Source organism: Hydrogenophaga intermedia, assembly GCF_000723405.1.
Lineage (GTDB): Bacteria > Pseudomonadota > Gammaproteobacteria > Burkholderiales > Burkholderiaceae_C > Hydrogenophaga > Hydrogenophaga intermedia.
Genome location: NZ_CCAE010000061.1, coordinates 1 through 25,735, shown reverse-complemented (window position 1 = coordinate 25,735; position 25,735 = coordinate 1). Strand labels below are relative to the sequence as shown.

The window sequence follows — 25,735 nt, the reverse complement described above, 5'->3', positions numbered from 1 at the left end:
GACAAGACCATGATGGTCTTCGGCGACGCCAAGAAGGTGGTGGAGGACATCACCAAGGCGGTGGAGTGAGGGCCTCCCCGGGACGAACGCCCGGGGCCGCTCACAGGCGCGTGCTGCCACGCGACAGCACGCGTGCGCAGGACCGGCTCATGGCCACGAAGGCCTGGGCCGCGGAGGAGAGCTGGGGTTCGCGGCGATGCACCACGCTGTTGACGTAGCGGGGCACCGCCTCGCGCAGCTTCAGGGTCACCAGTCCCTTGCCCATCAGGTCCTTCTCGATCATCACGGCGGGGATCATGCCCATCCAGTCCGTGCCGCGCACCAGCGCCACCATCTGCGTGATCGATTCGCAGGTGGCGGCCACGAGCGGCGTGGGAAAGCCGTGCTCGCGGTAGTAGCGCGCCACACTGCCACCCGGCCCGCCGGGCGAACCCAGCAGCACCCACTCCGTCTTCAGCAGCGCGGCCAGCGAATCCGCCTCCGCCAGGGGGTGGCCTTCGCGGGCGACCACCGTCAGGTCCGAACTGAACAACTCGACACTGGCCAGGTTGGAGGCTACGCCCGCTTCCGGCGTCGCGGTGATCGCGAGTTCGATCCGCCCCTGCTGCAGCGCCGATTCGAGGTGTTCGAACACCCCGCTGGTCAGGTTCAGGCGAACCTCGGGAAAGCGCTTGTGGAAATCGGGCACCACCAGGTGCAGCAGGGTCGCGGTGGGCGTGGGCCCCAGGCCGATGCTCAGGTTGGTGACGCGCGAACCGCGGAGCTGCTCGGCGTCCACGAGTATCTGGCGGGCCTCGCGGTCGATGAGTTGCGCGCGCTCGTAGATCTGCCGGCCTTCCGCCGTCAGCGCGATGCCATGCGTGGACCGCACGAATAGGCGCAGGTTCAGCGTCTGCTCCAGCGACTGGATGCTGGTCGTCAGGCCCGCTTGCGACACGTCCAGTTCGCGGGCCGCTCGCCGGAAGCTGCCGAATTCGACGATGGCCAGAAGGGTGCGCAGTTGCTGAAGCGTCATGTGATCAGGGTCCATCTCCGGGTCGGGCCCCGGCCATTATCGACACGCGACAAAGATTGCAGAATCGGGCATTCCCCTTCACCGGACAGCGCGCATGAGCATCACGCCAGACGACATCACGCCCCCCATGGCGCCCGACCGAGCCCAGGCCATCGCGCAGGCCTTCGACCTGCGCGCCCTGCCACCCGACTTCTTCACCAACCCCTACCCCGTGTACCGCGCGCTGCGCGAACACGACCCGCTGCGCCGCATGCCCGACGGTTCGGTCTTCCTCACGCGCTGGGCCGACCTGGCCGCCGTGTACCGCGACGCGGCCTCGTTCAGTTCCGACAAGCACGTGGAGTTCGCGCCCAAGTACGGCGCCGGCACGCCGCTGTTCGAGCACCACACCACCAGCCTGGTGTTCAACGACCCGCCGCTGCACACGCGCGTGCGCCGCCTGATCATGGGCGCGCTCACGCGCCGCGCCATCGCCGACATGGAGGCCGGCCTGGTCGAGCTGGTCGATCGGCTCCTCGACCACATCGCCGCGCACGAAGGCGGCGACCTGATCGAGGACTTCGCCGCCGCGATTCCGGTGGAGATCATCGGCAACCTGCTGGGTGTGCCGCACGCCGAGCGCGGGCCACTGCGCGACTGGTCGCTGGCCATCCTGGGCGCGCTGGAGCCCACCATCACCCCCGCGCAGGCCGAGCGCGGCCACCGCGCCGTGACCGAGATGTGCGACTACCTGCGCACCCTGGTGGCGGCACGGCGAGTGACCCCCGGCGACCCCGAGCGCGACGTGCTCACACGCCTGATCCAGGGCGAGGCCGATGGTGAGCAGCTCAGCGAAGTGGAGCTGCTGCAGAACTGCATCTTCCTGCTCAACGCGGGGCACGAGACCACCACCAACCTCATCGGCAACGCGCTCGTGGCGCTGCAGGAACACCCTGAGGTGCGCGAGCAACTGTTGCATCGCATGGACGGCGACGACGAGGTGACCGTGCTCGACCGCGCGGTAGACGAGTTCCTGCGATACGAGTCGTCGAACCAGCTTGGCAACCGCCGCGCGGTGAAGGACGTGAGCATCGGCGGTGTGGACCTGCCCGCGGGCACGCTGGTGACGCTGTGCATCGGCGCGGCCAACCGCGACCCGGCGCAGTTCGCCAACCCCGAGACGCTGGACATTGCGCGCGAACCGAACAAGCACCTGGCCTTTGGCTTCGGCATCCACCAGTGCGCGGGTCTGAGCCTGGCGCGGCTGGAGGGCCGCATCGCCATCGGCCGCTTCCTGCGGCGGTTTCCGAGGTATCGGCTGACAGCCGCGCCCACGCGCGGCGGGCGGGCGCGGTTCCGGGGGTTTCTGGCGGCGCCGTTTTCGGTGGGGTGAGCGCGCCTCAGCGCAGCATCATCGGCTCCGGCAGCGCCTCCGCCACCGTCATTCCCGCCCAGCGGCTTTGGTCCCACAGCCGCGCTGTCGGGCCCTGGCGCGCCAGCAGCAGGCGCTCCATCAAGGGCCCCAGCGCCGTCTGCGCCGGGTCGATGAGCAGCACGTAGCGCTCGCCCTCCTCGTCCAGCCGCCCCAGCCAGTCGAGAGCGACCAGCGCGGCCACGGGCTCCTCCAGTTGCAGCGCCTCCACGCGCAGCGAGGCCGCCAGCGCCTCCAGGCTTTGTCCGCGCGGCGCATCGGCACGCGCTGCGCTCAACTGCGCCAGCACCTCCAGCGCGAGCTGAAAGCTCCAGCCCGGCGAATCGCCGCGCCGCGCCACGCCCCGCAGCAGGCTGGGCAGGTAGGCCGCGATCACCGCGCCCAGCAGCACGATCACCCACGCCAGGTAGATCCACACCAGCAGGATGGGCGCCGTGGCGAAGGTGCCGTACAGCACGGAGAAGGTGGGCACCTGCTTGAGGTACCAGGCCAGCAGTTCCTTGGCCAGCTCCAGCGCCACGGCGGCGAAGAAGCCGCCGGCCAGGGCATGGCTCCAGCGAACGCGCGTGTTGGGCACGTAGCGGTAGAGCGCCGCCAGGCCGCCCGTCACCAGCATCAGTTGCGCCGAGTCGAGCAGCAAGCCCAAGGGCGGCGGCAGCGCGGCCACGCTGCGCGCGTTGCCGATGGCGTAGGTGGTGGCCGCCGTGCTGACCGTCAGCAGCAGCGGCCCCAGCGTGAGCACGGCCCAGTACACCAGGACGCGCTGCGTCACCGGGCGCGGCTGGCGCACACGCCAGATGTCGTTGAGCTTGCGGTCGATGGTGAGGATGAGCGCCAGCGCCGTGATCAGCAGCGCCAATGCGCCGGCACCGCCCATCTGCGTGGCCTTGGCCGCGAACTGGTTGAGGTACATGAGCACCGGGCGCGCAATGCTTTCGGGCACCAGGCTTTCGACCAGGTTGCGCTGCAGGGTGCGCTGCAGCCGGTCGAACATGGGAAAGGCGCTGAAGATGGCCAGCGCCACCGTGAACAGGGGCACTAGCGAGATGGTGGTGGTGAAGGTGAGGCTGCTGGCGGTGATGCCGAGCCGGTCTTCCCCGAAGCGCTCGCGCAGGGTGATGGCCGTGTTGCGCCACGGAAAACGCAACGCGGCGCTCCAGATGTCGCGCGCCAGTTCGCGCAGGGTGTCGAGCCGCTCGGACAAGGTCATCCCGGTATCATGCCAGCCTCGTTTTTCGTCGGGCCGCCATGTCTTCCCCTGCTTTCGCCACGGCCTCGCGCGTGGCCTTCACCCGCCGCCTCGCGGTGGCCTGTCTCGTCGGCCTGATCGTGCTGGGCCTGGCCTGGGAACTGTGGCTCGCCCCGCTGCGCGAGGGCGGCTCCTGGTGGGCCCTGAAGGTGTTGCCGCTGACCCTGCCGCTGGCCGGCCTGCTCAAGAACCGCATGTACACCTACCGCTGGCTGAGCCTGCTGGTGTGGCTGTACTTCACCGAGGGCGTGGTGCGCGCCACCAGCGGCGAAAGTGCGATGTCCACCACCCTGGCCGCCGTGCAGACCCTGCTGTGCGTGCTGCTGTTCGTGGCCTGCGCCCTGCACGTGCGCCTGCGCCTGCGCGCCGCCGGCCCCGAGGCTGTGGCGGCCGACGTGGCCGCCGCCAACGAGGCGGCAGCACGCGCGCTGGCCGACAAGCGATGAACACCGCCCTGCTGCTGGCCTTGCGCGAGGCCGTGGGCGCCGCCCAGGTGCTCACCCGCGACACCCACGACCTGGCTGCTTACGAGCGCGATTGGCGCCAGCGCGCCCACGGCCGGTCTCTGGCCGTGGTGCGCCCGGGCAGCACCGCCGAAGTGGCCGCCGTGGTGCGCGCCTGCGCGGCACACAGCGCGAGCCTGGTGCCCCAGGGCGGCAACACCGGCCTGGTGGTGGGCTCGGTGCCCGACGACTCCGGCACGCAGGTGGTGCTGAGCCTGCAGCGCCTGAACGCCGTGCGCGCCATCGACCGCGCCAACCTGACCATGACCGTGGAGGCCGGCTGCGTGCTGCAGGCCGTGCAGCAGGCGGCCGAGGCCGAGGGCCTGCTGTTCCCGCTGAGCCTGGCCGCCGAGGGCAGTTGCACCATCGGCGGCAACCTGGCCACCAACGCGGGCGGCACGCAGGTGCTGCGCTACGGCAACGCGCGTGAGCTGTGCCTGGGCCTGGAGGTGGTGACGCCCCAGGGTGAGGTGTGGAACGGGCTCACCGGCCTGCGCAAGGACAACACGGGCTACGACCTGCGCGACCTCTTCGTGGGCAGCGAGGGCACGCTGGGCGTCATCACGGCGGCCACGCTCAAGCTCTATCCGCAACCGGCGGCCACGCTCACGGCCTGGGCCGCGGTGCCCACGCTGCAGGCGGCGGTGGACCTGCTGGGCCTGGCGCAGCAGCGCCTGGCGGCCGGGCTCACCGGTTTCGAGGTGATGGGACAGTTCGCACTCTCGCTGGTGGACCGGCACATGCCGCAGCTGCGTGTGCCGCTGTGGCAGAACTCTCCGTACTGCGTTCTGCTGGAAAACAGCGACAGCGAAAGCGAGGACCATGCGCGCGCGCAGTTCGAGGGCCTGCTGGAGACGGCCATCGAGCAGGGCCTGGTAAGCGACGCCGTGGTGGCCGAGTCCATCGCGCAAGCCCATGCCCTGTGGCACATCCGCGAAAGCATCCCGCTGGCGCAGGCGCAGGAAGGCCTGAACATCAAGCACGACATCAGCATCCCGGTGTCGCGCATCCCCGCCTTCTGCGACGAGGCCGACGCCTTGCTGCAGCGCGAGATTCCGGGCGTGCGCCTGGTCAACTTCGGCCACCTGGGCGACGGCAACCTCCATTACAACGTCCAGGCGCCGGCCGGCGGAGATGCCAAAAAATTCCTCCAGATGGAGGAAACGCGGGTCAACCAACTGGTGTTCGACACGGTGGCTCGCTACGATGGCTCGATCAGCGCCGAGCACGGCGTGGGCAGCCTGAAGGCGGAGCACCTCACGCACTTCAAGGACCCGGTCGCGCTCGCGCTGATGCGCCGCATCAAGCAAGCCCTCGATCCGCACAACCGCCTCAATCCCGGCCGGGTACTCAAATGAATCACCCCCGCCACGCTTCGCGTGACCCCCTCCAGGGGGCGACGCCGGCGGCCCGGCAAAGCCGGTTCCGCGGCGTCCTGGGTTGGGGTGCTGGCACGCTCGCCGGCTTGCTCTTCGCCATTGCCGCGCAGGCGGCCGACGTGGCCCAGCGCCAGGCCTGGCGCGAGCAGGCCATTGCCCTGGAGCATGGCGAGGGCGTGCCCCGCGACACGGTGGCGGCCATGGGCCTGTATTGCCAGGCTGCGCTCGCGGGCGACGCGGCCTCCGCCTACAACCTCGGCTGGATCCACGCCAACGGCCGTGGCGTGCCGCGCAGCGACGGCCTGGCCGCCCACTGGTTCGCGCGCGCCGCGCTGTTGGGCGACGACAAGGCCGAGGCCATGTTCAAGCGCCTGGGCGTGCCGGCCGACAAGCCCGACTGCGTGCGCGTGGTGGAAGAGCGCGAAGCACGCGTCGCCGCCGCGCAGGCCGAGGACAAGCGCCTGGCCGAAGAAAAGCTGGCGATGTCCACCGCCTACCGCGCCCACGTGGACACGGCCGAGCAGCAACGCATCATGAAGATCGTGTACAAGCTCGCGCCGCGCTACGGGCTGGAGCCCGGTCTGGTCTACGCGGTCATCCGCGCCGAGTCCAACTTCAACGTGCACGCCGTGTCCGACAAGAACGCGCAGGGGCTGATGCAGCTCATCCCCGAGACGGCGGCGCGTTTCGCGGTGACCCAGCCGTTCGACGCCGAGCAGAACATCCGCGGCGGTATGTCCTACCTGCGCTGGCTGCTGTCGTACTTCCGCGGCCAGGTGCCGCTGGCCGTGGCGGCCTACAACGCGGGCGAAGGCGCGGTGGACCGGCACGGCGGCATTCCCCCCTTCGCCGAAACGCGCGACTACGTGCGCCGCATCCAGCGCTTCTACGCGCTCACCGAGCACCCGTTCGACGCGGCGCTGACCTCCCCTTCGCCCCTGCTGCTGCAGCCGGTATCGGCCAGGCGCTGAAGGCGGCGGCGCGGGCCGGTGCACAATGCCGGCGCCATCTCTTTTCGGCTCCCCGCGCCACCGCCATGACCTCCCCCCGCCCCGTCCGCTCCCAGTACGAAGACTTCATGCGCCACGTGTTCACCACGGGTGTGCCCAAGACCGACCGCACCGGCACCGGCACCGTCAGCGTGTTCGGGCACCAGATGCGCTTCGACCTGAACGAGGGCTTCCCGCTGGTGACGACCAAGAAGGTCTTCACCAAGGCCATCATCGTGGAGCTGCTGTGGTTTCTGCGCGGCGACAGCAACGTCAAGTGGCTGCAGGAACGCGGCTGCACCATCTGGGACGAATGGGCGCGCGAGGACGGCGACCTGGGCCCCGTGTACGGCGTGCAGTGGCGCAACTGGCCCGCGCCCGACGGGCGCCACATCGACCAGATCGCCGAGGTGGTGAAGCAACTCAAGACCAACCCGGACTCGCGCCGCATCATCGTGAGCGCCTGGAACGTGGCCGACCTGAACCAGATGGCGCTGATGCCCTGCCACGCGTTCTTCCAGTTCTACGTGGCCGACGGCAAGCTGAGCTGCCAGCTCTACCAGCGCAGCGCCGACATCTTCCTCGGCGTGCCCTTCAACATCGCCAGCTACGCCCTGCTCACGCACATGCTCGCGCAGCAGTGCGACCTGAAGGTGGGCGAGTTCATCTGGACGGGCGGCGACTGCCACATCTACAGCAACCACCGCGAGCAGGTGCAGGAGCAGCTCTCGCGCACGCCCTTCCCCTACCCGACGCTGCGCATCAAGCGCCGCCCGGCCTCGATCTTCGACTACGAGCCCGAGGACTTCGAGATCCTGGACTACCAGCACCACGCGGTGATCAAGGCGCCGGTGGCCGTCTGATCGCCATGCCCCGGCTCAACCTCATCTACGCGCGCGCCGCCAACGGCGTGATCGGCAAGGACAACGCCCTGCCCTGGCACCTGCCCGAGGACATGGCGCACTTCAAGCGCCAGACCATGGGTTGCCCGGTGGTGATGGGCCGCAAGACCTGGGATTCGCTGCCGCCGCGCTTTCGGCCGCTGCCGGGGCGGCGCAACGTGGTGCTCACGCGCGACCCGCAATGGCAGGCCGAGGGCGCGAGCCGCGCGGGCTCCATCGACGAGGCATTGGCGCTGTGCGCCGACGCGGCCGAGGTCTGGGTGATCGGCGGTGCCGAGGTGTACCGACAGGCCTTGCCGCAAGCGCAGCGCGTGGTGGTGACCGAGATCGCGCGCGATTTCGAGGGCGACGCCTTCATGCCGGCGCTGGGCCCGGAATGGACGGAGACCTCGCGCGAAGCGCACGTCTCCGTCAACGGGCTGCCGTTCGCTTTCGTCGGCCACGAGCGCGCGCGGTAACACGCCTTCTCGCGGCGCCTCAACCGCCGCGAAGCCGCCTCCCCGCCCGGCGGGCATCGGCTTTCTTCTTCCAGATCAGAACACCCGTGACGCTGAGCAAGGCCACCCCCAGGCCGGCGAGCATGACGAAGGCCTGGAACGGCCAACCCCACAGCGCCGCCATGTGCAGGCCGCCGATCCAGCTGGTGACGGTGTCGCCGCTGGCGGCGCCGGTCGGCAGCCACACGGTGCGCAGCTCGCCGGTGTTCGCGTCGAAGGCGACGAGGGTACGGCCGACGCGCTCGCGCACGTCCCGGCTGCTGCGCACGTAGTAGCTGAACAGGGCTTTGCGCGCGTCGTAGAAGAGCAGGTCTTCGCGCTCGACCTGGAATCCGTTCGCGCGCGCCTGCTGCGCCATCAGTTCGCGGCCGGTGCGGATGGCGCGGGCCCAGTCCATGCCGGGCGTGGGCTGCGGCGCGGCCCTCGCGGGCACGGCCCTGGCGGTGGGCTGAAAGGACAGCCAGGGGCGCATCACTGCGTCATAAGCCGGCGTGAGGTTGAAGGCCACGCTGCTCCAGGCGAAGACGAAGAGCATGGCCCATAGCCACAGCCCGCCCGCGCGATGCAGGTCCAACACGCGCTTGTGGCCGCCCGCGCTCCAGCGCACCCACCACGCGGGCCACCAGCGCCGCCACCAGGAAGGCCGCGGCGCCACGGCGGGTGCCGATGCGCGGGCCTCACGCGCGCGGGCGGGCAGCGTCAGCCAGAAGCCCAGGAAGCAGTCGATCGTCCAGAGCACCGAGACGAACCCGAAGGTCACGGTGCCGAACAGGCCCAGCGCCAGCGAGTGATGCAGCCGGTACACGAAAGGCATCACGTGCTTCGCTCCCCAGCGCGCTTCGCCCGTCACGCGGTCGCCCAGCACGTCGCCGGTGAACGGGTTCACCTGCACCTGCAGCATCGCGGGTGCATCCGCCGCGGCGCCGGGCCGGGGCACCACGTAGAACACGGCCGCCCGTCCCGGCGGCTGGCTCAGCGGCAGGTGGTTCACCCAGCGGTCGGGGTAGGCCGCCTGCACGCGCTCGCGCAGCACGACCGGATCCAGCGGCACCTGTTGAGGCACCTGTTGCGACGACGCCCGCGGCACCGTCAACAACCCGGGAGCGAACCAGGCGTCCAGTTCTTCGTACCAGGCCAGCAGTGCGCCCGAGAGGCCGGCGACGAGCAGGAAGCCCGCCGCCACCAGGCCGATCCAGCGATGCAGCCAGTTGATCGCCGCACGCAGGCGCATCCTCAGAAGTCGATGGTGGCCGACAGGTTAACGGTGCGCGGCGCCGACAGCACGATGCCGCCCGAGCCGGCGCTGCCTTCCCAGTAGCCGCGGTTGGCCACGTTGAGCACGTTCGCGCGCAGCGTGACGGGCCGCCCGACCCCCTGCAGCGCATAACGCGCGCCCACGTCCCAACGCGCCCAACCGGGCAGGCGCAAGGTGTTCTGCGCGTTCACGTACTGCGAGCCGGTCAGCAGCACGCGCGTGCTCAGGGTGAGGCCTGGCAGGAAACCGGTGTCCCACTCCAGGCCGGCGTTGCCGAACCAACGCGGCGCGACGATCGCGTCCTTGCCGTCGTTGGCGCCTCCCTGGGTGCGCACCTGCTTGGCCTGCAGGTAGGTCACGCCGCCCAGCACGCGCACGCCGCGCGCCACCTCGCCAAAGGCGCTGAACTCCAGGCCGCGGTTGCGCTGCTCGCCGTCCATCACGTAGCGCTGCGTCGCGGGCGTGCTGCCGGGCACGGTGATCGCGTTGGGCTGTTCGATCTCGAACAAGGCCAGCGAGCCGATGACCCGCCCGAAATCGCGCTTGATGCCAAGCTCCTTCTGCTTCGTCTTGACCGGCGGGAAGGCTTCGCCCGCGTTCTCGGCGTCGGGCGGCGCGGTCACGCCGGCGCTCAGGCCTTCGATGTAGTTGGCGTAGACGGAGGTGTGGTCCCAGGGCTTGACCACCAGCCCCAGCGCCGGCGAGTTGGTGGAGCGCTCATAGCCGCTGATGCGTGGGTTCGCCGGTGCCGTGCCGGCGTAGTTGTCGACCGAGACCTTCTGGTGGCGCAGGCCGAGGATCAGTTGCACCGCGCCGTCGTGCCAGGAGATGCTGTCCGACAGGCCGACCGAACTCAACCGCGTGTCGGAGGCCAGGCGCATATCGAAGAAGCCCGCGAAGGGAGCGCCGGTGGCCATCGGGTCGGCGACCACGGCAGGGTTGTAGAGATTGGAGGCGGCGCCAGCCCACTGCGCGTAGCCGTAGCCGGCGTCGATGTCCATCGACGAGGCGGCGAGGTTCAGCTCGTGGCGGGCGGTCAGCGCGTCGAACTTGAGGCGCGTGCCCAGCAGGTAGGAGCTGGATCTGGAGTATTCCGGGTAACTCACCGCCGAGGTGGTGAGGTTGCCCGCGCTGTTGAGGATGCGCGATTCGGTGCGGTAGTTGGTGTGGCGGTGGTCGCGCGCGCCGGCGGCGCCGTAGAGCATCAAGCTGTCGGAGAGGTCGTATTCCACCTGCGCCACCTGATAGTCGTCGGTGTACTTGCGGCGCTCCCACGACTGGGCGAAGCGTTCGCCGGCCTTGGGCGCGGCGGGGATGGTGGTGAGGGCCGGGGCCAGGCGGTAGCCCACGGCCGCGCCGGTGACGTCGTCCGACTGGTAACCCAGGTCCAGCGAGGCGCGCAGGCGCTCGCCCCGGTAGTCGAGCCCGACGGCGCCCGCCGTGAGCCGGGCCGACTGGCCCGAGGTGGCGGCGTCGCCGTCGCGGTAGACGCCGTTGATGCGCACGCCGAACTGGTTCTGGTCGCCCCAGCGGCGGCCGAGGTCGATGTGGCCACCCCACTGCGAGTCGCTGGCGTAGCTGGCGGTGAACCGGGTGATGGGCGCGTCGGTGGCGCGCTTGGGCACCACGTTGACGGCGCCGCCGACGCCGCCGCTGGGCGCCATGCCGGTGAGCAGCGCGCCGGGGCCCTTGAGCACCTCGATGCGCTCCACAGTTTCCAGCGACAGCGTGCCGTAGGGCAGCACGCCGTACAGGCCGTTGAGCGAGATGTCGCGGTTGGCCAGGCCGAAGCCGCGCAGGAAGAAGTTGTCGCCGCCACCGACGCTGGTGTTGCGCCCGCGCGAGCTCATGCGCACGGCGGGGTCGTTGTCCAGGATGTCGGCGATGGTGGCGGGCTGCTGGTTCTGGATCAGCTCGCTGGTGTAGCTGGACACATTGAACGGGGTGTCCATCACGTCGCGATTGCCCAGCAACCCCAGGCGGGCGCCACGCGCCACCTGCCCACCGGCGTAAGCGGGGGGCAGCGCGTCCGGGAAGTCACCGCGCGCGCTCACGGTGACGGTGGGCAGCGTGGTCGATGCGGCGGCCGGCGGCGTGGCCGGGGCCGGGGCCGGGGCAGCGCGCAGCACGAAGCCGCCGCCCGCGCCCGGCACCGCTTCCAGCCCGGAGCCGGCGAGCAGCGCGGCCAGGCCGTCGCGCACGCCGTAGCTGCCCGCGAGCCCGCGGCTGGCCTTGCCGGCGGTGAGAGCGCCGTCGATGGACAGTGTGATGCCCGCCCGGGCCGCGAAGGCGTTCAGGGCCTGGTCCAGCGTGCCCGCTGGAATGTCGTGGCGCGCAACAGCGTGCTCGCCCGCCACGGACTGGGCCACGCTCAGGCTCGGCAGGGCCGAAGCCGTGGCCGTCAGACAGGCCAGCACGACGGCACGCGCCAGCGGCGATGGGAGGAAGCCTTGGGGCAAACGATGACGAGGGTGACGGGCGCGGCGCGGTTGCATGGGTTTCCTTGGGTGAGGGTGGCGGTGGGCGGCCCCTTGCCCGTGTTTGCACGAGGCCTCACCCTGCTTCCCGAACGAAACGGAAAAAGTGCTACGGCTGACGCAGAAAAAATGCGCGCGGCCGTCGCGGCGGTTCAAAGTGAGCGCGCGCGCACCGTGACCCAATAGCGCGTGACCCGGTCCACGCGCACGGGCAGGGCCAAGGCCAGGGTGGACAGGGCCAGTTCGGTGTCGTCCAGCGGATAGACGCCCGAGACGATCAGGTCGCGCACGGCCGGGTCGCAGCGCAGCGTGCCGGGGCGGTGGCGCCCCAGCTCGGCCAGAAAGTCCTCCAGCCGCAGGCGCTCGGCGATGAGCAGGCCACGCGTCCAGGCCGAGTCCGTGGCGGCCGAGACCACGGCGCGCTCCACTGCCTGCGCGGAGAACCAGGCCCGCTGCCCGGCGTCGAGCCGCAGCGCGGGCGCACCAGCGGCACCGGGCCGGATCTCCACCGCGCCGTGCTCCACCGCCGCGAGCGAGCGGCCATCGAGCTGGCGCACGGTGAAGCGCGTGCCGATGGCGCGCACCGCACCTTGGTCCGTGTGCACGGTGAAGGGCCGCATTGACGGATCCGCCGCCGTAGCGATGAACACCTCGCCCGAGCGCAGCAGCACGTCGCGCGCGTGTGGCGTGAAGCGCAGGTCGATCGCGCTGGCGGTGTTGAGCACAAGCCGTGTGCCATCGGGCAAGGCCATCTCGCGACGCTCGCCCGTGCCCGTGCGGTGCGCGGCCACCACCGATCGCCAATCAGGCCGCGCGCCGACCGCGTAGACGACCGCACCCACCCCTGCGACCACCCCGAGCGAGCGCAACAGCTTGCGGCGCGAGGCGGACTCGCGCGCGGCGCCGGCAGCGCGCAGGGCCTGACCCGCCCCGGGCTGGCCGAGCGACTGCAAGCGCCCCCCGGTTTGCTGCACCTGTGCCCAGGCCTCGGCATGGCTTGGGTCCTGAGCCAGCCACCGCTCGAAGCCGGTCAGTTCGTCGTCGCGCACTTCACCGGACCACAGCGTCACCTGCCATTCCAGCGCGCGTTGCAGCACGGCTTGCGGGGACGGGGATCTCATCGCCAGCTCAGGTGTCCAGTGCCAGGTGCAGCGCCTGCGCGGCACGCAGCATGTACTTGCGCACCGTGGCGAAGGAGATGCCCATGGCGTTGGCGATCTGCGAATAGGTCAGTCCGTCGACCTGGGACTGAAGGAAGACCTCACGCACCTTCGCGGGCAGCCCGGTCAGCGCTGCGTCGATGCGCAGCAGTTCCTCGATCACGATCGCCCGCTGTTCGGCCGAGGGAGCGAGCGGCTCGGGCAGGCAGGACAGCGACTCGAGATAGGCCACCTCCAGACAGCGCCGGCGGTGCAGGTCAACCACCAGGCCCTTGGCGATCTGCGTCAGGTGCGCGCGCGACTGCTCGGGCTCGGGCGTGCGCCCCGACACCAGCAGGCGCACGAAGGTGTCGTGCGCCAGGTCCGCGGCGTCGTGGCCACAGCCCAGGCGGCGGCGCAGCCAGCCATGCAGCCACCCGTGGTGGTCGCTGTAGAGCGCGTGGATCTTCAGGGTCGTGTCGCCGGCCGGCATGGGAGATGTCCTGTCCGCAGGATTCGGGAGCGATCTTTATTGAGAACAATTCTCATTCTATCCGCCTCCATCACGGCCAGCACCCGCCGGGAAGGACAATGCGCGGCACGGCACCCCCTTCACCCTCTGCGAACCACGATGAAACTCGCCACCTGGAACATCAACTCCCTCTCCGTGCGCCTGCCCCAGGTGCTGGACTGGCTGGCCGCCAACCCGGTCGACGCCCTCGGCCTGCAGGAACTCAAGTTGGTCGACGAGAAATTTCCGTACGACGCCTTGAAGGACGCCGGCTACCACGCGGCGGTGTTCGGGCAAAAGACGTACAACGGTGTGGCGATCCTCAGCCGCACGCCCGTCACGGACGTGGTGCGCAACATCCCGCAGCACACCGACGACCAGTCGCGCGTGATCGCGGGAACGCTGGACACGCCGGACGGCCCCTTGCGCCTGGTCAACTGCTACTTCGTCAACGGCCAGGCGCCGGGCACCGAGAAGTTCGCCTACAAGATGCGCTGGCTGGAGGCCTTACACCGCTGGCTGCAGGAAGAGCTGAAGGTGCACCCGCGCCTGGTGCTGCTGGGCGACTTCAACGTCGCCCCCGAAGACCGCGACTCGTTCGACCCCGTGGGCCTGAAGGACACGATCCACCACACGGTGGAAGAGCGCCAGCATTTCCAGGCGCTGCTGCAGCTCGGATTGACGGACGCCTACCGGATGTTCGAGCAGCCGGAAAAGAGCTACTCGTGGTGGGACTACCGCATGCTCGGCTTCCAGAAGAACCGCGGCCTGCGCATCGACCACATCCTGGTGAGCGAGGCGCTGCGCGGCGCCGTGACGGCCTGCCAGATCGACCGCCAGCCCCGCAAGAACCCGCAGCCCAGCGACCACGCGCCGGTGGTGGTGACGCTGGGCGGCTGAGCCGCTTCACTCCATCCCGAGTTCCTGGATCTTGCGGGTTATGGTGTTGCGCCCGATGCCCAGCTTGTGGGCCGCTTCGATGCGGCGGCCGCGCGTATTGGCCAGCGCGGTCTGGATAAGCCGGGTTTCAAAGCGGCGCGTGAGCACGTCCCACACGTCGGTGCGGCCGGTTTCCAGCAGGGCCATGGCTTCGGCCTGCAGGCCAGCCTCCCAGGCGGGGGCTGTCATCTCCAAGGGCGGCAGCGTCGGTGAGGCCAGGGGCGGTGCGGAAAGCGGCGCCGCCGTCACCATGGGTGCCACGGCGGGGGGCTCCGCCAGCGGCATGGGGTCGGCCTGGCGTGGCGTCACGGGCGCGCTGGCGGTTTCGCTCGCCCCACCGGACGCACCGACGGCATTGAGCACCTCGGGGGGCAGATCCTTCACCTCGATCACCTGCGCCGGCGCCATCACGGTCAGCCAGTGGCAGAGGTTTTCGAGCTGACGCACGTTGCCGGGGAAGTCGAAGCCGCCCAGCAACTTGAGCGCGGACTCGGCGATGCGCTTGGGCTCCACACCGAGCTGTTTGGCGCTTTGCTGCAGGAAGAAGCGGGTGAGCATGGGGACGTCTTCGCGGCGCTCGCGCAGCGCGGGCAGGCGCAGGCGGATCACGTTGAGGCGGTGGAAGAGGTCCTCGCGGAACACGCCTTCCTTCACGCGCTGCTCGAGGTTCTGGTGCGTGGCCGCGATGACGCGCACGTTGGCGCGCACGGCGCTGTGGCCCCCCACGCGGTAGAAGTGCCCGTCGGACAGCACGCGCAGCAGGCGCGTCTGCAGGTCGAAGGGCATGTCCCCGATTTCGTCGAGAAACAGCGTGCCGCCGTCGGCCTGTTCGAAGCGGCCGCGGCGCATGGTCTGCGCGCCGGTGAAGGCGCCGCGCTCGTGGCCGAACAGCTCGCTTTCCAGCAGGTCCTTCGGAATGGCCGCGGTGTTGATGGCGACGAAGGGGCCGTCCGCGCGCGGCGAGTGCTTGTGCAGCGCGCGCGCCACCAGCTCCTTGCCCGAGCCCGACTCACCCGTGATCAGCACGGTGACTTGGCTCTGGCTGAGGCGGCCGATGGCGCGGAACACGTCCTGCATGGCCGGGGCCTGGCCCAGCATCTCGGGCGCCGCGCTCAGCCGCTCTTCCGACACTTCCTCGCGCTGGCTTTCATCCACCGCGCGGCGAATCAGCTCCACCGCCTTGGTCAGGTCGAAGGGCTTGGGCAGGTATTCGAAGGCGCCGCCCTGGAAGGCCGCAACCGCGCTATCCAGATCGGAGAAGGCCGTCATGATGATGACGGGCAGCGTGGGGAAGCGTTCCTTGACCTTCTCGAGCAAGTCCAGCCCCGAACCGCCGGGCATGCGGATGTCGCTCACCAGGATCTGCGGGCCGTCGGCATCGTTCGGCTCGTTCAGCGCCTTGAGCACCTCGGGCGCGCTCGTGAAACTGCGGGTGGGCAGGTTCTCGCGGAGCAAAGCCTTCTCGAGAACGAAGCGGATGGACTGGTCGTCATCCACTATCCAGATCGGCTTCATGTATCAGGGGTCCCTTCAGTCGCGCGTGCGTGGTTGCAATCGGTCAGGGCAGCGGGATCAGGATCTTGAAATCCGTCTCCCCCGGCACGCTCTCGCACTCGATCAGGCCATGGTGCTGCTGCACGAAGGTCTGCGCCAGCGTAAGCCCCAGTCCGGAGCCACCGTCGCGACCCGACACCAGCGGGAAGAAGATGCGGTCCTTGATCGAGTCCGGCACACCGGGCCCGTTGTCGATGACATGCAATTCCAGTGCCAGCCGGTAGCGCTGCTTGCCGAAAGTGAGCTGGCGGCCCACGCGCGTGCGCAAGGTGATGCGCGCGTCGCCCGCCTCGATGCGCTCGGCCAGCGCCTGCGCCGCGTTGTGGGTGATGTTGAGCACGGCCTGTATCAATTGCTCACGATCGCCGCGGAATTCGGGGATGGAGGTGTCGTAATCGCGGACCACCTTCAGGCCCCTGGGGAACTCGGCCAGGATGAGGGAGCGCACGCGCTCGCAGACCTCGTGGATATTCACGTCGCCCACGACGTGCGGTCGACGGTGCGGCGCCAGCAGCCGATCGACCAGCGACTGCAGGCGGTCGGCCTCGTGGATGATGACCTGCGTGTACTCGATCAGCTCCTTGGCTTGCAGCTCCATCTGCAGCAACTGCGCGGCGCCGCGAATGCCACCCAGGGGGTTCTTGATCTCGTGCGCCAGGTTGCGGATCAGCTCCTTGTTGGCCTGCGCTTGATCGAGCAGGCGCGCCTCACGCTCCTGGCGGGTCTGCTGCTCCTGCGGCAGCATCTCCACCACCACCTCACCCGCGTTCTCGTTCTGGGCCACCACCACGTGTACCGGTAAAGAGTCGTGGTTGAGGCGGCGCAGGTGGGCGTCGTAGCGCAGGGCCGCAAACTCGTTGTCGCGCGCGCCTTGCAGCGCGTTGTCAAGCAGCACGGGTTCGGTGAAACAGTCCTGCAGGTTCGCGCCGGTGATGCTGCGGCGGGACATGCCCAGCGCGTCTTCGAGCACCGCATTGGCGTACAGCACCTTGCCCTGGTGATCGACCACCGCGACCAGCGTGGCCAGCAGGTCGAGCGCCTGGAAACGCGGGCTCACCGCGGGCTCCTTGCGAGCGCCGCCGCGCCGTGCAACGAGGTTGAAGAGGGAGGAGGCGTCGGGCTTTTTCAAGCCGCCCATTGTGCGGCAGTTGGGCGGCGCCAGCCCCGGGAACGCTCAGTTGGCCGCGGGGCCCAGGCGCTGCAGCTCGCGCCGGATGCCGGCCACGTCGTTCTCGGCCCGGCCGACCGCGGCCTTGAGTTCGGCCACGCGGTCGAGGTAGCGCTGGTGGTTGCGCCCTTCGATGCCCTGCTTCTCGGGTTCCCCGTTGGCGTAGGCTTTCTGCGCCTCGGCAAGCCGTTCTTCGGCGCGGCGCAGTTCGGTCTCCAGGATGGCCCGGGCGTCCGCATCGCGCGCGCGTTGCGCGGCGCTGTCCACGCGCGGCGCGGTGTTGCTGCTGGCGCTGCTGCTGCGTGGTGCGGCGCCGGGGCTGGGGCGCGTGCCCTCGATGACGGTGACGTTGCCGCCCTGCAGCGGCGTGCAGCCCCGCTGCTTGGCCACGGCGGGGTTGTTCGTGTACTCGTTGCCGCAGCGGTAGATGGCGTCCTGGGCCAGGGCCGGCGCGGCCATCAGGGCCGCCAGCATCAGCGGCAGTCGGGGCATCGGGCGAAACAGGGACACGGACACAGGACCTCCAGCAACGTTCGGCGCGGGGCAGTATGACGCAATTGCCTGACGAAAGTGCCAAGGGCGCACCCGCATCGACGTGCGCCCAAAAAAAAGGGACGGCCGGAGCCGTCCCTGCTGTATGGGCAGGCCCGCCTGCGCGGGCCGGCGATCACAGGCTGTAGTACATGTCGTACTCGACCGGGTGCGGCGCCATGCGGAAGCGGGTCACCTCGCCCATCTTGAGCTCGATGTAGGCGTCGAGCATGGAGTCGGTGAACACACCGCCCTTCGTCAGGAACGCGCGGTCCTTGTCGAGGTACTCCAGGGCCTGGTCCAGGCTGTGGCACACGGTGGGGACCAACTTGTCCTCCTCGGGTGGCAGGTGGTACAGGTCCTTGGTGGCGGCTTCGCCCGGGTGGATCTTGTTCTCCACGCCGTCCAGGCCGGCCATCATCAGAGCCGAGAAGGCCAGGTACGGGTTGGCCGAAGGATCGGGGAAACGCGCCTCGATGCGGCGGCCCTTGGGGTTGGCCACGTACGGGATGCGGATGGAGGCCGAGCGGTTGCGCGAGCTGTAGGCCAGCTTCACCGGAGCCTCGAAACCGGGCACCAGGCGCTTGTAGCTGTTGGTGCCGGGGTTGGTGATGGCGTTGAGCGCACGGGCGTGCTTGATGATGCCGCCGATGTAGAACAGCGCGAAGTCGCTCAGGCCGGCGTAGCCGTCACCGGCGAACAGGTTCTTGCCGTCTTTCCAGATGGACTGGTGCACGTGCATGCCCGAGCCGTTGTCACCGGCGTAGGGCTTGGGCATGAAGGTCGCGGTCTTGCCGTAGGCGTTGGCCACGTTCCACACCACGTACTTGAGCACCTGCGTCCAGTCGGCGCGCTCGACGAGCGTGCTGAACTTGGTGCCGATCTCGTTCTGGCCGGCGCCCGCCACTTCGTGGTGGAACACCTCGACAGGAATGCCCAGCGATTCGAGGATCAGGGACATCTCGGCGCGCATGTCCTGCGTGCTGTCGACCGGGGGCACGGGAAAGTAGCCGCCCTTGACGGTGGGGCGGTGGCCGCGGTTGCCGCCTTCGAGCTTGGCGCCACTGTTCCAGGGGGCTTCGTATTCTTCGATTTCGAACCCGACGCGGCCAGGCTCATTGCTCCAGCGCACGCCGTCGAAGATGAAGAACTCGGGCTCCGGTCCGAAGAAGGCGGTGTCACCCAGGCCGGACGCCTTGAGGTAGGCCTCGGCGCGGCGGGCGATGGAGCGCGGGTCGCGGTCATAGGCCTTGCCGTCGCTGGGCTCCACCACGTCGCACTGCAGGAACAGCGTGGTTTCTTCGAAGAAGGGGTCGATGTTGGCGGTGTTCGGGTCGGGCATGAGCTGCATGTCCGAGGCCTCGATGCCCTTCCAGCCAGCGATGGACGAGCCGTCGAAGGCGTGGCCCGAGGTGAATTTGTCCTCGCCGAACGCCGAAATCGGCACGGTGACGTGTTGCTCCTTGCCTCGGGTGTCGGTGAAACGGAAGTCGACGAATTTGACTTCGTTGTCCTTCACCATTTGCATCACGTCTGCGACGGTCTTGGCCATCAATTGCTCCTGTGTCTGGAAGGGTGGGTTGAAAAAGTAATACGGGGAAGTGGCATGCAGTTTCCATGCCATGCACCACTGGCTGGCGGCCTGCGCGCACCGCCTTGGCACGGCCTCTGCGGCCCGATACGCACCATTCTGGTGCGACCATGCACCACATTCAGGAATCTCATGGACGCACCAATTCGGGGCCCATCTCGGCACCCTGCGCACGAAGGCCGGCGAGCAATTCGGAGAAAGCCGCCTCGACGGCCGCCGCCGCCCCCTTGACGCCCAACTCGATGTGGCGTCCATAAGTAGGGTGGTCGACACTGGGCAGGCTGAACACCTTGACCGCGTGCGCGGCCTCGATCCGCTCCATCAGCGGCGTCAGCGTCGCCTCCATGGAGCCCATCACGATCACGGAGTGCTCACGCCAGGCGCCTTCCTGGTGCAGGTGGACGTAGTGCTGGTCGAGCACCCAGGCCAGCATGGGCCAGGCCATCACGGGAAAGCCGGGCACGAAGTGCACGTCGGCGCCACCCGGCCCGCGGCAGCTGAAGCCAGGGATCTTGTTGTAGGGATTGGGAATGAGTGTGGCGCCCACCGGGAAGACGCCCATGTTGTAGCGGTGCACGTTGTCCGGGCGCTCAGGCTCGAACGGCACGCCCTGCTCGGCCGCCACATCGCGCATGCGCTCTTCGATGAGCCGCGCGGCCTCGGGGTGCAGGGCGAGTTCGACGCCCAGGGCAGCGGCCGCGCACTGGCGGGTGTGGTCGTCGGGCGTGGCGCCAATGCCGCCGCAGCAGAACACCGGCTCGCTGCCGGCAAATGCCGCCTGCAGGGTGGCGGTGATGCGCGAGCGGTCGTCGCCCACCACCTGAGCCCAGGACAGCGACAGCCCGCGCTCGGCCAGCAGCTCGGCCACCTTGGGCAGGTGCTTGTCCTGCCGTTTGCCCGACAGGATCTCGTCGCCGACGATGATCAACCCGAAACCGGTGCTCATGGCGCGGGCGAGGTGGGTGGCAGGGGCAACGGATCGGGAGCGGGCGGGGTCGGCGGATGCAGCGTGGGCTCAGCCGGGAGCACCTCAACCGGCACCACGGCGCGCATGCGTTCCAGCACCGCCAGCGCATAGTGCGCAAACCACAGCGAGGCGAACGCGAACACCAGGGTGTAGACCCAGATTGCCACTGGCACCAGCAACGGCGCCAGGGCAATGAACATCGCGCCGGAGGCCCACAGGAGGCTGGGCGCGGCGCCCAGGTATCCGCACAGCACGCCCATCGCCAGCAGGGTGCTGCGGTGATCCCGCATGATCTGGCGGCGCTCGTCGGCGCTGGCGTGCGTGGCCAGGGCATCGAAGGCGAACACGCGGTAGGTGAGCCAACCCCAGATCAGCGGCGGCAGGATGAGCACCAGGGGCGGCACCAGCCACAGCGGCATGGACAGCACCAGCACCACCACCGCCAGCAGCGTGGAGCCCAGCGACCACAACACGCTCACGATGAAGGAGCCGCCGCGCCGCTTGTCCAATTGCGGAAAGCGGCGCTGGCCCACCAGATCGACCATGGCCGGCGTCATGAACGCCGCCACCAGCAGCAGGCACAGCAGCACAATGACCGGCGTGGCGAGCACCAGCACGATCAGGGGCGCGAACACGGCGCGCAGCGAGCCCAGGCCCAGGCCCTCGAGCCAGCCAAGAAATGCTTGCACGAGATGGAAGGCCTCGAACCAGGCCATCACGGAGGCGACCGCGCCATCCCAGAAGAAATAGCCCAGGGCGAAGGACAGCGCCACCATCAGCACCAGAGGCAGGAAGGACAGCGCGATCACGCGCGGGTGCATGCAGTAAGCCACCGCGCGCCAGAAAGCATCGAACATCGCTCGCATGGCGCGAAGAATACCCGCAAGCGCCGGCAACCCGGCCGCTAGGATGTCGCCCATGGATCGCATCGATGTTCATGGTGTGCGGCTGGAAGTCGCGCAGATTCCCGGCAATCCCGCCCTCGCCCCTCTGGTTTTCCTGCACGAAGGTCTGGGCAGCGTGGCCATGTGGACCCAACGGGGCCTCTTCTGGCCCGAAGCGCTGTGTCAGGCCAGTGGACGCGCCGGCTGGCTGTTCTCGCGTCGCGGCTACGGCCAGTCCGACCCCGTGACCGATGTGCGCGGCGCACCGCGTCAGGCAGGCTTCTGGCACATCGGGCGCCACGAACCCGACTACATGCACCGCGAGGCTTTCGAGGTGCTACCGCTGCTGTTGTCCCGGCTGGATATCCGCGAGCCGGTGCTCGTAGGCCACTCCGATGGCGCCACCATCGCCCTGCTCCACGCGAGCCGGCATCCCGTGGCAGGCTGCGTGGCCATCGCCCCACATGCTTTCGTCGAGGATGTGTCGATCCGTTCCATCGCCCAGGCGCGCGACCAGTACCTGGCCACGCACGACGACCCGCGTGGCTTGCGACAGCGTCTGGCCCGGTACCACCGCGACGTGGACAACGCCTTCTGGCAATGGAACGACATCTGGCTCAGCCCGGCCTTCCGCGACTTCGACATCCTGGGCGCCTGCGCCGACATCCGCGCCCCGCTGCTGCTGGTGCAAGGCGAGCAGGACGAATACGGCACGCTGCAACAGTTACACCGTGTGCGGGAACAAGTGCCGCACGCCGACATACTGACCCTGAACGACTGCGGGCACAGCCCGCACCGTGACAAACCACACGAAATCACCGAGGCACTCGATCGCTGGTTCCGGTCTTCCATCACGACATGAGCCCGGGCTACCTCATCTGATGGACAGACGCTCCCGCCCGCCCCCGCACAATCGGGCACGCCGTATGCCGGTCGCGGCCTGCGGGCCACAGACGGGCACCCAAATCCCCAACGAAATCACGGGCCGTCACGCTTTGGTCAGGACGTGCAGACGGCAGCCCGACCGAATCTATACACTTTGATACATCTTGGTCACGCACTTCCCGACCGCATGAGCATCTGGACCCATCCCTGGCTGATCGCCGCTCTCGTGCCCGCCCTGCTGGCCGTGGGCGCGTTGCTGCATCGGTTCTGGGCAGAGCGGCAAGCGCGGCAGAAGCGCCGCCTGCCCAAGCACTGGCCTCTGGCGGGTCGCCCCTTGGCCAACAGTGAGGAGGCTCGCGTGTGGCACTGGTTGTCGCGCGCCTTTTATGACCACCACGTCATGATCAAGCTGCCGGTGACGCGCTTCACGCTGCCCCGCCAGCGCGAAGAAGGCATGGAGTGGTACCGACTGCTGGGTGGCGTGTACTGCACCTTCACCGTGTGCAAATCCGACGGGCGCGTCATCGGCTGCCTCGACGTGCCGGGCCCGGCGGGCATTCCCCGCAGCACCCGCGCCCTCAAGCACTCGCTGCTCAGCCAGATCGGCCTGCCCTATTGGGTAGTGCGCTCCAACAGCCTGCCCACCGTGGCCGAGATTCGCGCCGAGTTCCTGGGTGAATCCGAACTCAACCGCGCCATGCGCGAACGCGAGATGGAAGAGCGCGCCATCATTGCCGCTCAGAGCAACTTGCGAAGCGCCCTTAACCGCCAGCGCAGCACCCGATCGCACAGCGACTTCAACCCGCTGTCCAGTTGGCCCAACAGCGCGCCCGACGCGCGCAGCAGCGACTACCACTCGCAGTGGCAGGACAACAACTCGTTCCTGATGCCGCTGGACAGCCGCAAGGGCGACCTGCTCTGAGCGAACTCGGGACCGGATCCCGGGTCTGCCGGAGAGACAATTCCCGGATTTGCCCGTCCCGTGACCCAAGGCCTCCTGCAGCGGCTCAAAGCCTGGCTGCCCTCCCCTGACACGATCCGCAGCCAGCGCTGGCTGCGCTGGCTGGCGCCTTTCATGTCCCACCCCCGCCTGTGGCACCTCAGCCGCAAAGGCGTGGCCATGGGAGTGGCGCTGGGCGTGTTCTTCGGCTTGCTGATCCCGATCGCCCAGATGCCCGCGGCGGGCGTCGCGGCGGTGGTGTTGCGCGCCAACCTGCCAGCGGCGATGGCGAGCACCTTCGTCACCAACCCAGTCACTTTCGGGCCGGTTTACTACGCGGCGTACCGGCTCGGCAAAGTGGTCCTGGGAGAGGACGCTGCGCCCCATGGACAAGCCCTGGACGAGGATCGTCTGGTGGAGGAACTGACCTCCACCCCCGAAGAAGCGCCCGCGTCACTCAGTCTCGTCGAACGCCTGCGGCACTGGCTGGCGCAGATCGGCCGCGTCGGCAAACCGCTGTTCACGGGTCTGGTCATTCTGGCCATCGCCTGCGGCCTGGCGGTGTATGTGCTGACCGACGCCTTGTGGCGCCTGCGCGTGCGCTGGAATCGCCGTCGGCGCCTGGCACAGAGAACATCGGCGGGCCCCGCGCCCGCCGATGGAAAAAATGGTGGAGCTGGGGGGAATTGAACCCCCGTCCGCAAGCCTTCTTCGAACAGTTCTACATGCGTAGCCATCTGTTTTGAATCTCACCAGCCGGATCGCGCAGTGGCACGCTACCCGGTCAGCCAGCAGCCTTGGATCTCATCCCGCGCCAAGCTGCCCGGCGCGGGACCAGTCGATGTGAATGACCTTGCTGCTTCAGGCCTTGCGGCCTTCGGCACAGCCCATCGACGAGCTGTTGCAAGGATCGGGGAGGTTAGGCCCCGAGTACGCTCGTCTTAAGCGGCCAGAGCCTCTTTGTAGACGGGAGCGTTTGCTGCTTCAGTATTGGCAGTTGGTTTGTTTCTGCGGATTTACGAGGTGACAGAACCTCGGCATGCCCTGCTGCGCGTCCGAACCCACGTCGAAACCGGTGCAGCCCCAGGAACACTCGATTTTAGGGCAGATCGATGAGATTCAAGACGTCCAGCGGCGCATTGATCAGAGCATCCGCCCCCCAGCTCGCGACATCGGCCCCGGGACCAAGGTAGCCGTAGCGCGCGGCCACCGTGCGCATGCCCGCAGCGCGTCCTGCCTGGATGTCGCGCTCATCGTCCCCCACGTACAAGCAGCGCGCGGGGTCCACACGCAGCCGCCTGGCCGCCTCCAACAAGGGCGCGGGATGGGGCTTCGGGTGGGGCGTGGTGTCGCCACAGACGATGGCGCCTGCGGAATCGAAGAGCGTCAAGGCGCGCGCGAGCGGATGCGTGAGGCGCTCGGCCTTGTTCGTCACCACGCCCCAGGGCATGCGCGAACCGTTCAATGCATCCACCAAGGCCGGCACCCCGTCGAAGGGGAGCGTGAGCTCCAGCATGCGCGCCTCGTACGCATCGATGAATGCTTCGCGCAGAGCGGCATAGTCTTCGTGGTCAGGCGCCATGTCGAAGGCCACCCGCAGCATGCCGCGCGCGCCCGAGCCGGCTTGCGCACGGTACAACTCCAACGGCAAAGGGGGCAAGCCGCGCGCCAGACGCAGGCTCTCGGCCGCACCGCCAAGATCGGGCGCGCTGTCGAGCAGCGTGCCGTCGAGGTCAAACAGAACGGCCTGCAAGCCGCTGAAACGCCGCTCCACGGCTCAGACCTTCCGCGTGCCGAACAGGTAGTTCACGCTGGTGTCGCTGCTGAGCCAGTAGCGCCGCGTGAGCGGGTTGTATTCCATGCCGCGTGTGTGCTGCAGGTCCAGCCCCGCGGCGCGGCAATGGGCCGCGAGTTCGCTCGGCCGGATGAAGCGGGCGTACTCATGCGTGCCGCGGGGCAACAGGCCCAGCACGTACTCGGCACCCAGAATGGCGAACAGGAAGGCCTTGGAGTTGCGGTTGAGCGTGGAAAAGAAGACATGGCCGCCCGGCTTGACCAGAGCGGCACAGGCGCGGACCACGGACGAAGGATCGGGCACGTGCTCCAGCATTTCCATGCAGGTCACCACGTCGAACCCTTCGGGCTCTTCGCGCGCCAACTCCTCCACGCTGATCTCCTGGTAGCGCACGCCCGTGGTACCCGCCTCCAGCGCGTGCAACTGGGCCACGCGCAGTGCCTTCGAGGCGAGATCGATGCCGAGCACATCGGCACCCAGCCGCGCCATACCGTCCGAGAGAACACCACCGCCACAGCCAACATCGAGCACCCGTTTGCCCGTCAGGCCGGCAATCCCGTCGATCCATGCCATTCGCAACGGATTGATCTGATGCAGGGGACGGAATTCGCCATCGGGGTCCCACCAGCGATGTGCGAGATCGGAAAACTTGGCCAGCTCGGCCGGATCGGCATTGATTTGCGCAGTCATTGGGCGATTATCAAGAAGACAACAAAAAACCGCGCCGAAGCGCGGTTCTTTGAGTGAAACCGAGATGATCAGTTCTTGCGGGTGCCGACCACTTCGACTTCCACGCGACGGTTCTTCGAGCGACCTTCGCGGGTGGCGTTGTCGGCCACCGGCTGGGTCAGACCCTTGCCTTCGGTGTAGATGCGGTTGCTTTCAATGCCCTTGCTCACCAGGTAAGCCTTGACGGCTTCGGCGCGGCGCACCGACAGGGCCTGGTTGTAGGCAGCGGCACCGGTCGAGTCCGTGTGACCAACAGCGATCACCACTTCGAGGTTGATGCCTTGAACCTTGCCAGCCAGGTCGTCCAGCTTGGCGCGGCCTTCAGGCTTGAGCACGGCCTTGTCGAAATCGAAGAAAGCATCGGCGGCGTACGTGACCTTGGTGGCGGCAGCAACCGGAGCAGCGGCGGGGGCCGGGGCCGGGGC

25 protein-coding genes and 1 other RNA gene are annotated in these 25,735 nt (G+C 68.7%); 10 read left to right on the top strand and 16 right to left on the bottom strand.

All coding sequences use genetic code 11. The annotated features are described in order from the left end of the window. Positions 1-100 precede the first annotated feature (100 nt). A complete protein-coding gene (locus tag BN948_RS22250; RefSeq protein WP_009517725.1) occupies positions 101-1,015 on the bottom strand; it encodes a LysR family transcriptional regulator in 915 nt (304 codons plus the stop codon). 94 nt (positions 1,016-1,109) lie between these two features. Between BN948_RS22250 and BN948_RS22245 the strand changes: the two genes are divergently transcribed. Next, the gene (locus BN948_RS22245) at positions 1,110-2,387 is read left to right on the top strand and encodes a cytochrome P450 (protein WP_009517724.1); all 1,278 of its coding nucleotides are present in this window, start codon (positions 1,110-1,112) and stop codon (positions 2,385-2,387) included. A gap of 7 nt (positions 2,388-2,394) precedes the next feature. Here the strand turns inward: BN948_RS22245 and BN948_RS22240 are convergent, their stop codons facing one another. After that, positions 2,395-3,636 (bottom strand): YihY family inner membrane protein, encoded by a 1,242-nt coding sequence (locus BN948_RS22240; protein WP_009517723.1) that lies wholly within the window; start codon positions 3,634-3,636, stop codon positions 2,395-2,397. Positions 3,637-3,674: 38 nt separating this feature from the next. On the opposite strand from BN948_RS22240, the gene BN948_RS22235 reads away from it, so the two are divergent. The 5 genes from BN948_RS22235 to BN948_RS22215 all read left to right on the top strand — a co-directional run bounded on the left by BN948_RS22235 (position 3,675) and on the right by BN948_RS22215 (position 7,906). Next, a complete protein-coding gene (locus tag BN948_RS22235; protein ID WP_009517722.1) occupies positions 3,675-4,121 on the top strand; it encodes a DUF2069 domain-containing protein in 447 nt (148 codons plus the stop codon). Further along, the gene (locus BN948_RS22230; protein WP_009517721.1) at positions 4,118-5,536 is read left to right on the top strand and encodes an FAD-binding oxidoreductase; all 1,419 of its coding nucleotides are present in this window, start codon (positions 4,118-4,120) and stop codon (positions 5,534-5,536) included. Before BN948_RS22235 ends, BN948_RS22230 begins: the two co-directional genes overlap by 4 nt. Before the next feature lie 107 nt (positions 5,537-5,643). Beyond that, on the top strand, positions 5,644-6,528 hold the full coding sequence (locus BN948_RS22225; RefSeq protein WP_236953922.1) for a lytic transglycosylase domain-containing protein: 885 nt from the start codon (positions 5,644-5,646) through the stop codon (positions 6,526-6,528). A 65-nt stretch (positions 6,529-6,593) separates the two neighbouring features. Next, positions 6,594-7,409: a thymidylate synthase gene (locus tag BN948_RS22220; protein ID WP_009517719.1), complete on the top strand. Its 816-nt coding sequence runs from the start codon at positions 6,594-6,596 to the stop codon at positions 7,407-7,409. 5 nt (positions 7,410-7,414) lie between these two features. Continuing rightward, on the top strand, positions 7,415-7,906 hold the full coding sequence (locus BN948_RS22215) for a dihydrofolate reductase (RefSeq protein ID WP_009517718.1): 492 nt from the start codon (positions 7,415-7,417) through the stop codon (positions 7,904-7,906). 19 nt (positions 7,907-7,925) lie between these two features. On the opposite strand, the gene BN948_RS22210 is transcribed toward BN948_RS22215, so the two are convergent. From BN948_RS22210 to BN948_RS22195, 4 genes are all read right to left on the bottom strand, one after another. After that, positions 7,926-9,176, bottom strand: a complete 1,251-nt coding sequence (locus tag BN948_RS22210; protein ID WP_009517717.1) for a PepSY-associated TM helix domain-containing protein — start codon at positions 9,174-9,176, stop codon at positions 7,926-7,928. 2 nt (positions 9,177-9,178) lie between these two features. Continuing rightward, the gene (locus tag BN948_RS22205; protein WP_009517716.1) at positions 9,179-11,695 is read right to left on the bottom strand and encodes a TonB-dependent receptor; all 2,517 of its coding nucleotides are present in this window, start codon (positions 11,693-11,695) and stop codon (positions 9,179-9,181) included. A gap of 134 nt (positions 11,696-11,829) precedes the next feature. Then, positions 11,830-12,798, bottom strand: coding sequence for a FecR domain-containing protein (locus BN948_RS22200; protein ID WP_009517715.1), 969 nt, complete (start codon positions 12,796-12,798; stop codon positions 11,830-11,832). A gap of 7 nt (positions 12,799-12,805) precedes the next feature. Further along, positions 12,806-13,309: a sigma-70 family RNA polymerase sigma factor gene (locus BN948_RS22195; RefSeq protein ID WP_009517714.1), complete on the bottom strand. Its 504-nt coding sequence runs from the start codon at positions 13,307-13,309 to the stop codon at positions 12,806-12,808. Positions 13,310-13,447: 138 nt separating this feature from the next. Here BN948_RS22195 and xth point away from each other — a divergent pair, with 138 nt between their 5' ends. Next, the gene (gene xth, locus BN948_RS22190; protein WP_009517713.1) at positions 13,448-14,227 is read left to right on the top strand and encodes an exodeoxyribonuclease III; all 780 of its coding nucleotides are present in this window, start codon (positions 13,448-13,450) and stop codon (positions 14,225-14,227) included. Positions 14,228-14,233: 6 nt separating this feature from the next. On the opposite strand, the gene ntrC is transcribed toward xth, so the two are convergent. The 6 genes from ntrC to BN948_RS22160 all read right to left on the bottom strand — a co-directional run bounded on the left by ntrC (position 14,234) and on the right by BN948_RS22160 (position 20,943). Beyond that, on the bottom strand, positions 14,234-15,781 hold the full coding sequence (gene ntrC / locus BN948_RS22185; protein WP_009517712.1) for a nitrogen regulation protein NR(I): 1,548 nt from the start codon (positions 15,779-15,781) through the stop codon (positions 14,234-14,236). Between the two features lie 43 nt (positions 15,782-15,824). Next, complete coding sequence (gene glnL, locus BN948_RS22180) at positions 15,825-16,958, bottom strand: nitrogen regulation protein NR(II) (RefSeq protein WP_009517711.1); 1,134 nt, start codon at positions 16,956-16,958, stop codon at positions 15,825-15,827. Positions 16,959-16,994: 36 nt separating this feature from the next. Continuing rightward, the gene (locus BN948_RS22175; protein ID WP_035623919.1) at positions 16,995-17,480 is read right to left on the bottom strand and encodes a hypothetical protein; all 486 of its coding nucleotides are present in this window, start codon (positions 17,478-17,480) and stop codon (positions 16,995-16,997) included. 175 nt (positions 17,481-17,655) lie between these two features. Beyond that, positions 17,656-19,071 (bottom strand): type I glutamate--ammonia ligase, encoded by a 1,416-nt coding sequence (gene glnA, locus BN948_RS22170; RefSeq protein WP_009517709.1) that lies wholly within the window; start codon positions 19,069-19,071, stop codon positions 17,656-17,658. A gap of 169 nt (positions 19,072-19,240) precedes the next feature. Further along, positions 19,241-20,056 carry a competence/damage-inducible protein A gene (locus BN948_RS22165; RefSeq protein ID WP_009517708.1) on the bottom strand — a complete coding sequence of 272 codons (816 nt, stop codon included), beginning with the start codon at positions 20,054-20,056 and terminating at the stop codon, positions 19,241-19,243. Continuing rightward, complete coding sequence (locus BN948_RS22160; RefSeq protein ID WP_081922024.1) at positions 20,053-20,943, bottom strand: EI24 domain-containing protein; 891 nt, start codon at positions 20,941-20,943, stop codon at positions 20,053-20,055. Before BN948_RS22160 ends, BN948_RS22165 begins: the two co-directional genes overlap by 4 nt. Before the next feature lie 52 nt (positions 20,944-20,995). Here BN948_RS22160 and BN948_RS22155 point away from each other — a divergent pair, with 52 nt between their 5' ends. From BN948_RS22155 to BN948_RS22145, 3 genes are all read left to right on the top strand, one after another. Then, positions 20,996-21,823 (top strand): alpha/beta fold hydrolase, encoded by an 828-nt coding sequence (locus tag BN948_RS22155; protein ID WP_009517706.1) that lies wholly within the window; start codon positions 20,996-20,998, stop codon positions 21,821-21,823. Between the two features lie 210 nt (positions 21,824-22,033). After that, a complete protein-coding gene (locus BN948_RS22150) occupies positions 22,034-22,768 on the top strand; it encodes a DUF2726 domain-containing protein (protein ID WP_009517705.1) in 735 nt (244 codons plus the stop codon). Between the two features lie 60 nt (positions 22,769-22,828). Further along, a complete protein-coding gene (locus tag BN948_RS22145; RefSeq protein WP_051756295.1) occupies positions 22,829-23,476 on the top strand; it encodes a DUF2062 domain-containing protein in 648 nt (215 codons plus the stop codon). On the opposite strand, the gene ssrA is transcribed toward BN948_RS22145, so the two are convergent. The 4 genes from ssrA to ompA form a co-directional block, all read right to left on the bottom strand. Then, positions 23,455-23,871, bottom strand: a transfer-messenger RNA (tmRNA) gene (gene ssrA / locus BN948_RS26340). The two genes, BN948_RS22145 and ssrA, sit on opposite strands and share 22 nt — an antisense overlap. Positions 23,872-23,885: 14 nt before the next feature. Beyond that, entirely contained in the window at positions 23,886-24,560 is a 675-nt protein-coding gene (locus tag BN948_RS22140) for an HAD-IA family hydrolase (protein ID WP_009517685.1), read from the bottom strand. A 3-nt stretch (positions 24,561-24,563) separates the two neighbouring features. Continuing rightward, on the bottom strand, positions 24,564-25,271 hold the full coding sequence (gene ubiG, locus BN948_RS22135) for a bifunctional 2-polyprenyl-6-hydroxyphenol methylase/3-demethylubiquinol 3-O-methyltransferase UbiG (RefSeq protein ID WP_009517684.1): 708 nt from the start codon (positions 25,269-25,271) through the stop codon (positions 24,564-24,566). A 68-nt stretch (positions 25,272-25,339) separates the two neighbouring features. Further along, positions 25,340-25,735 (bottom strand): outer membrane protein OmpA (gene ompA / locus BN948_RS22130; RefSeq protein WP_035623913.1); only part of this gene is annotated, 396 nt, incomplete at its 5' end.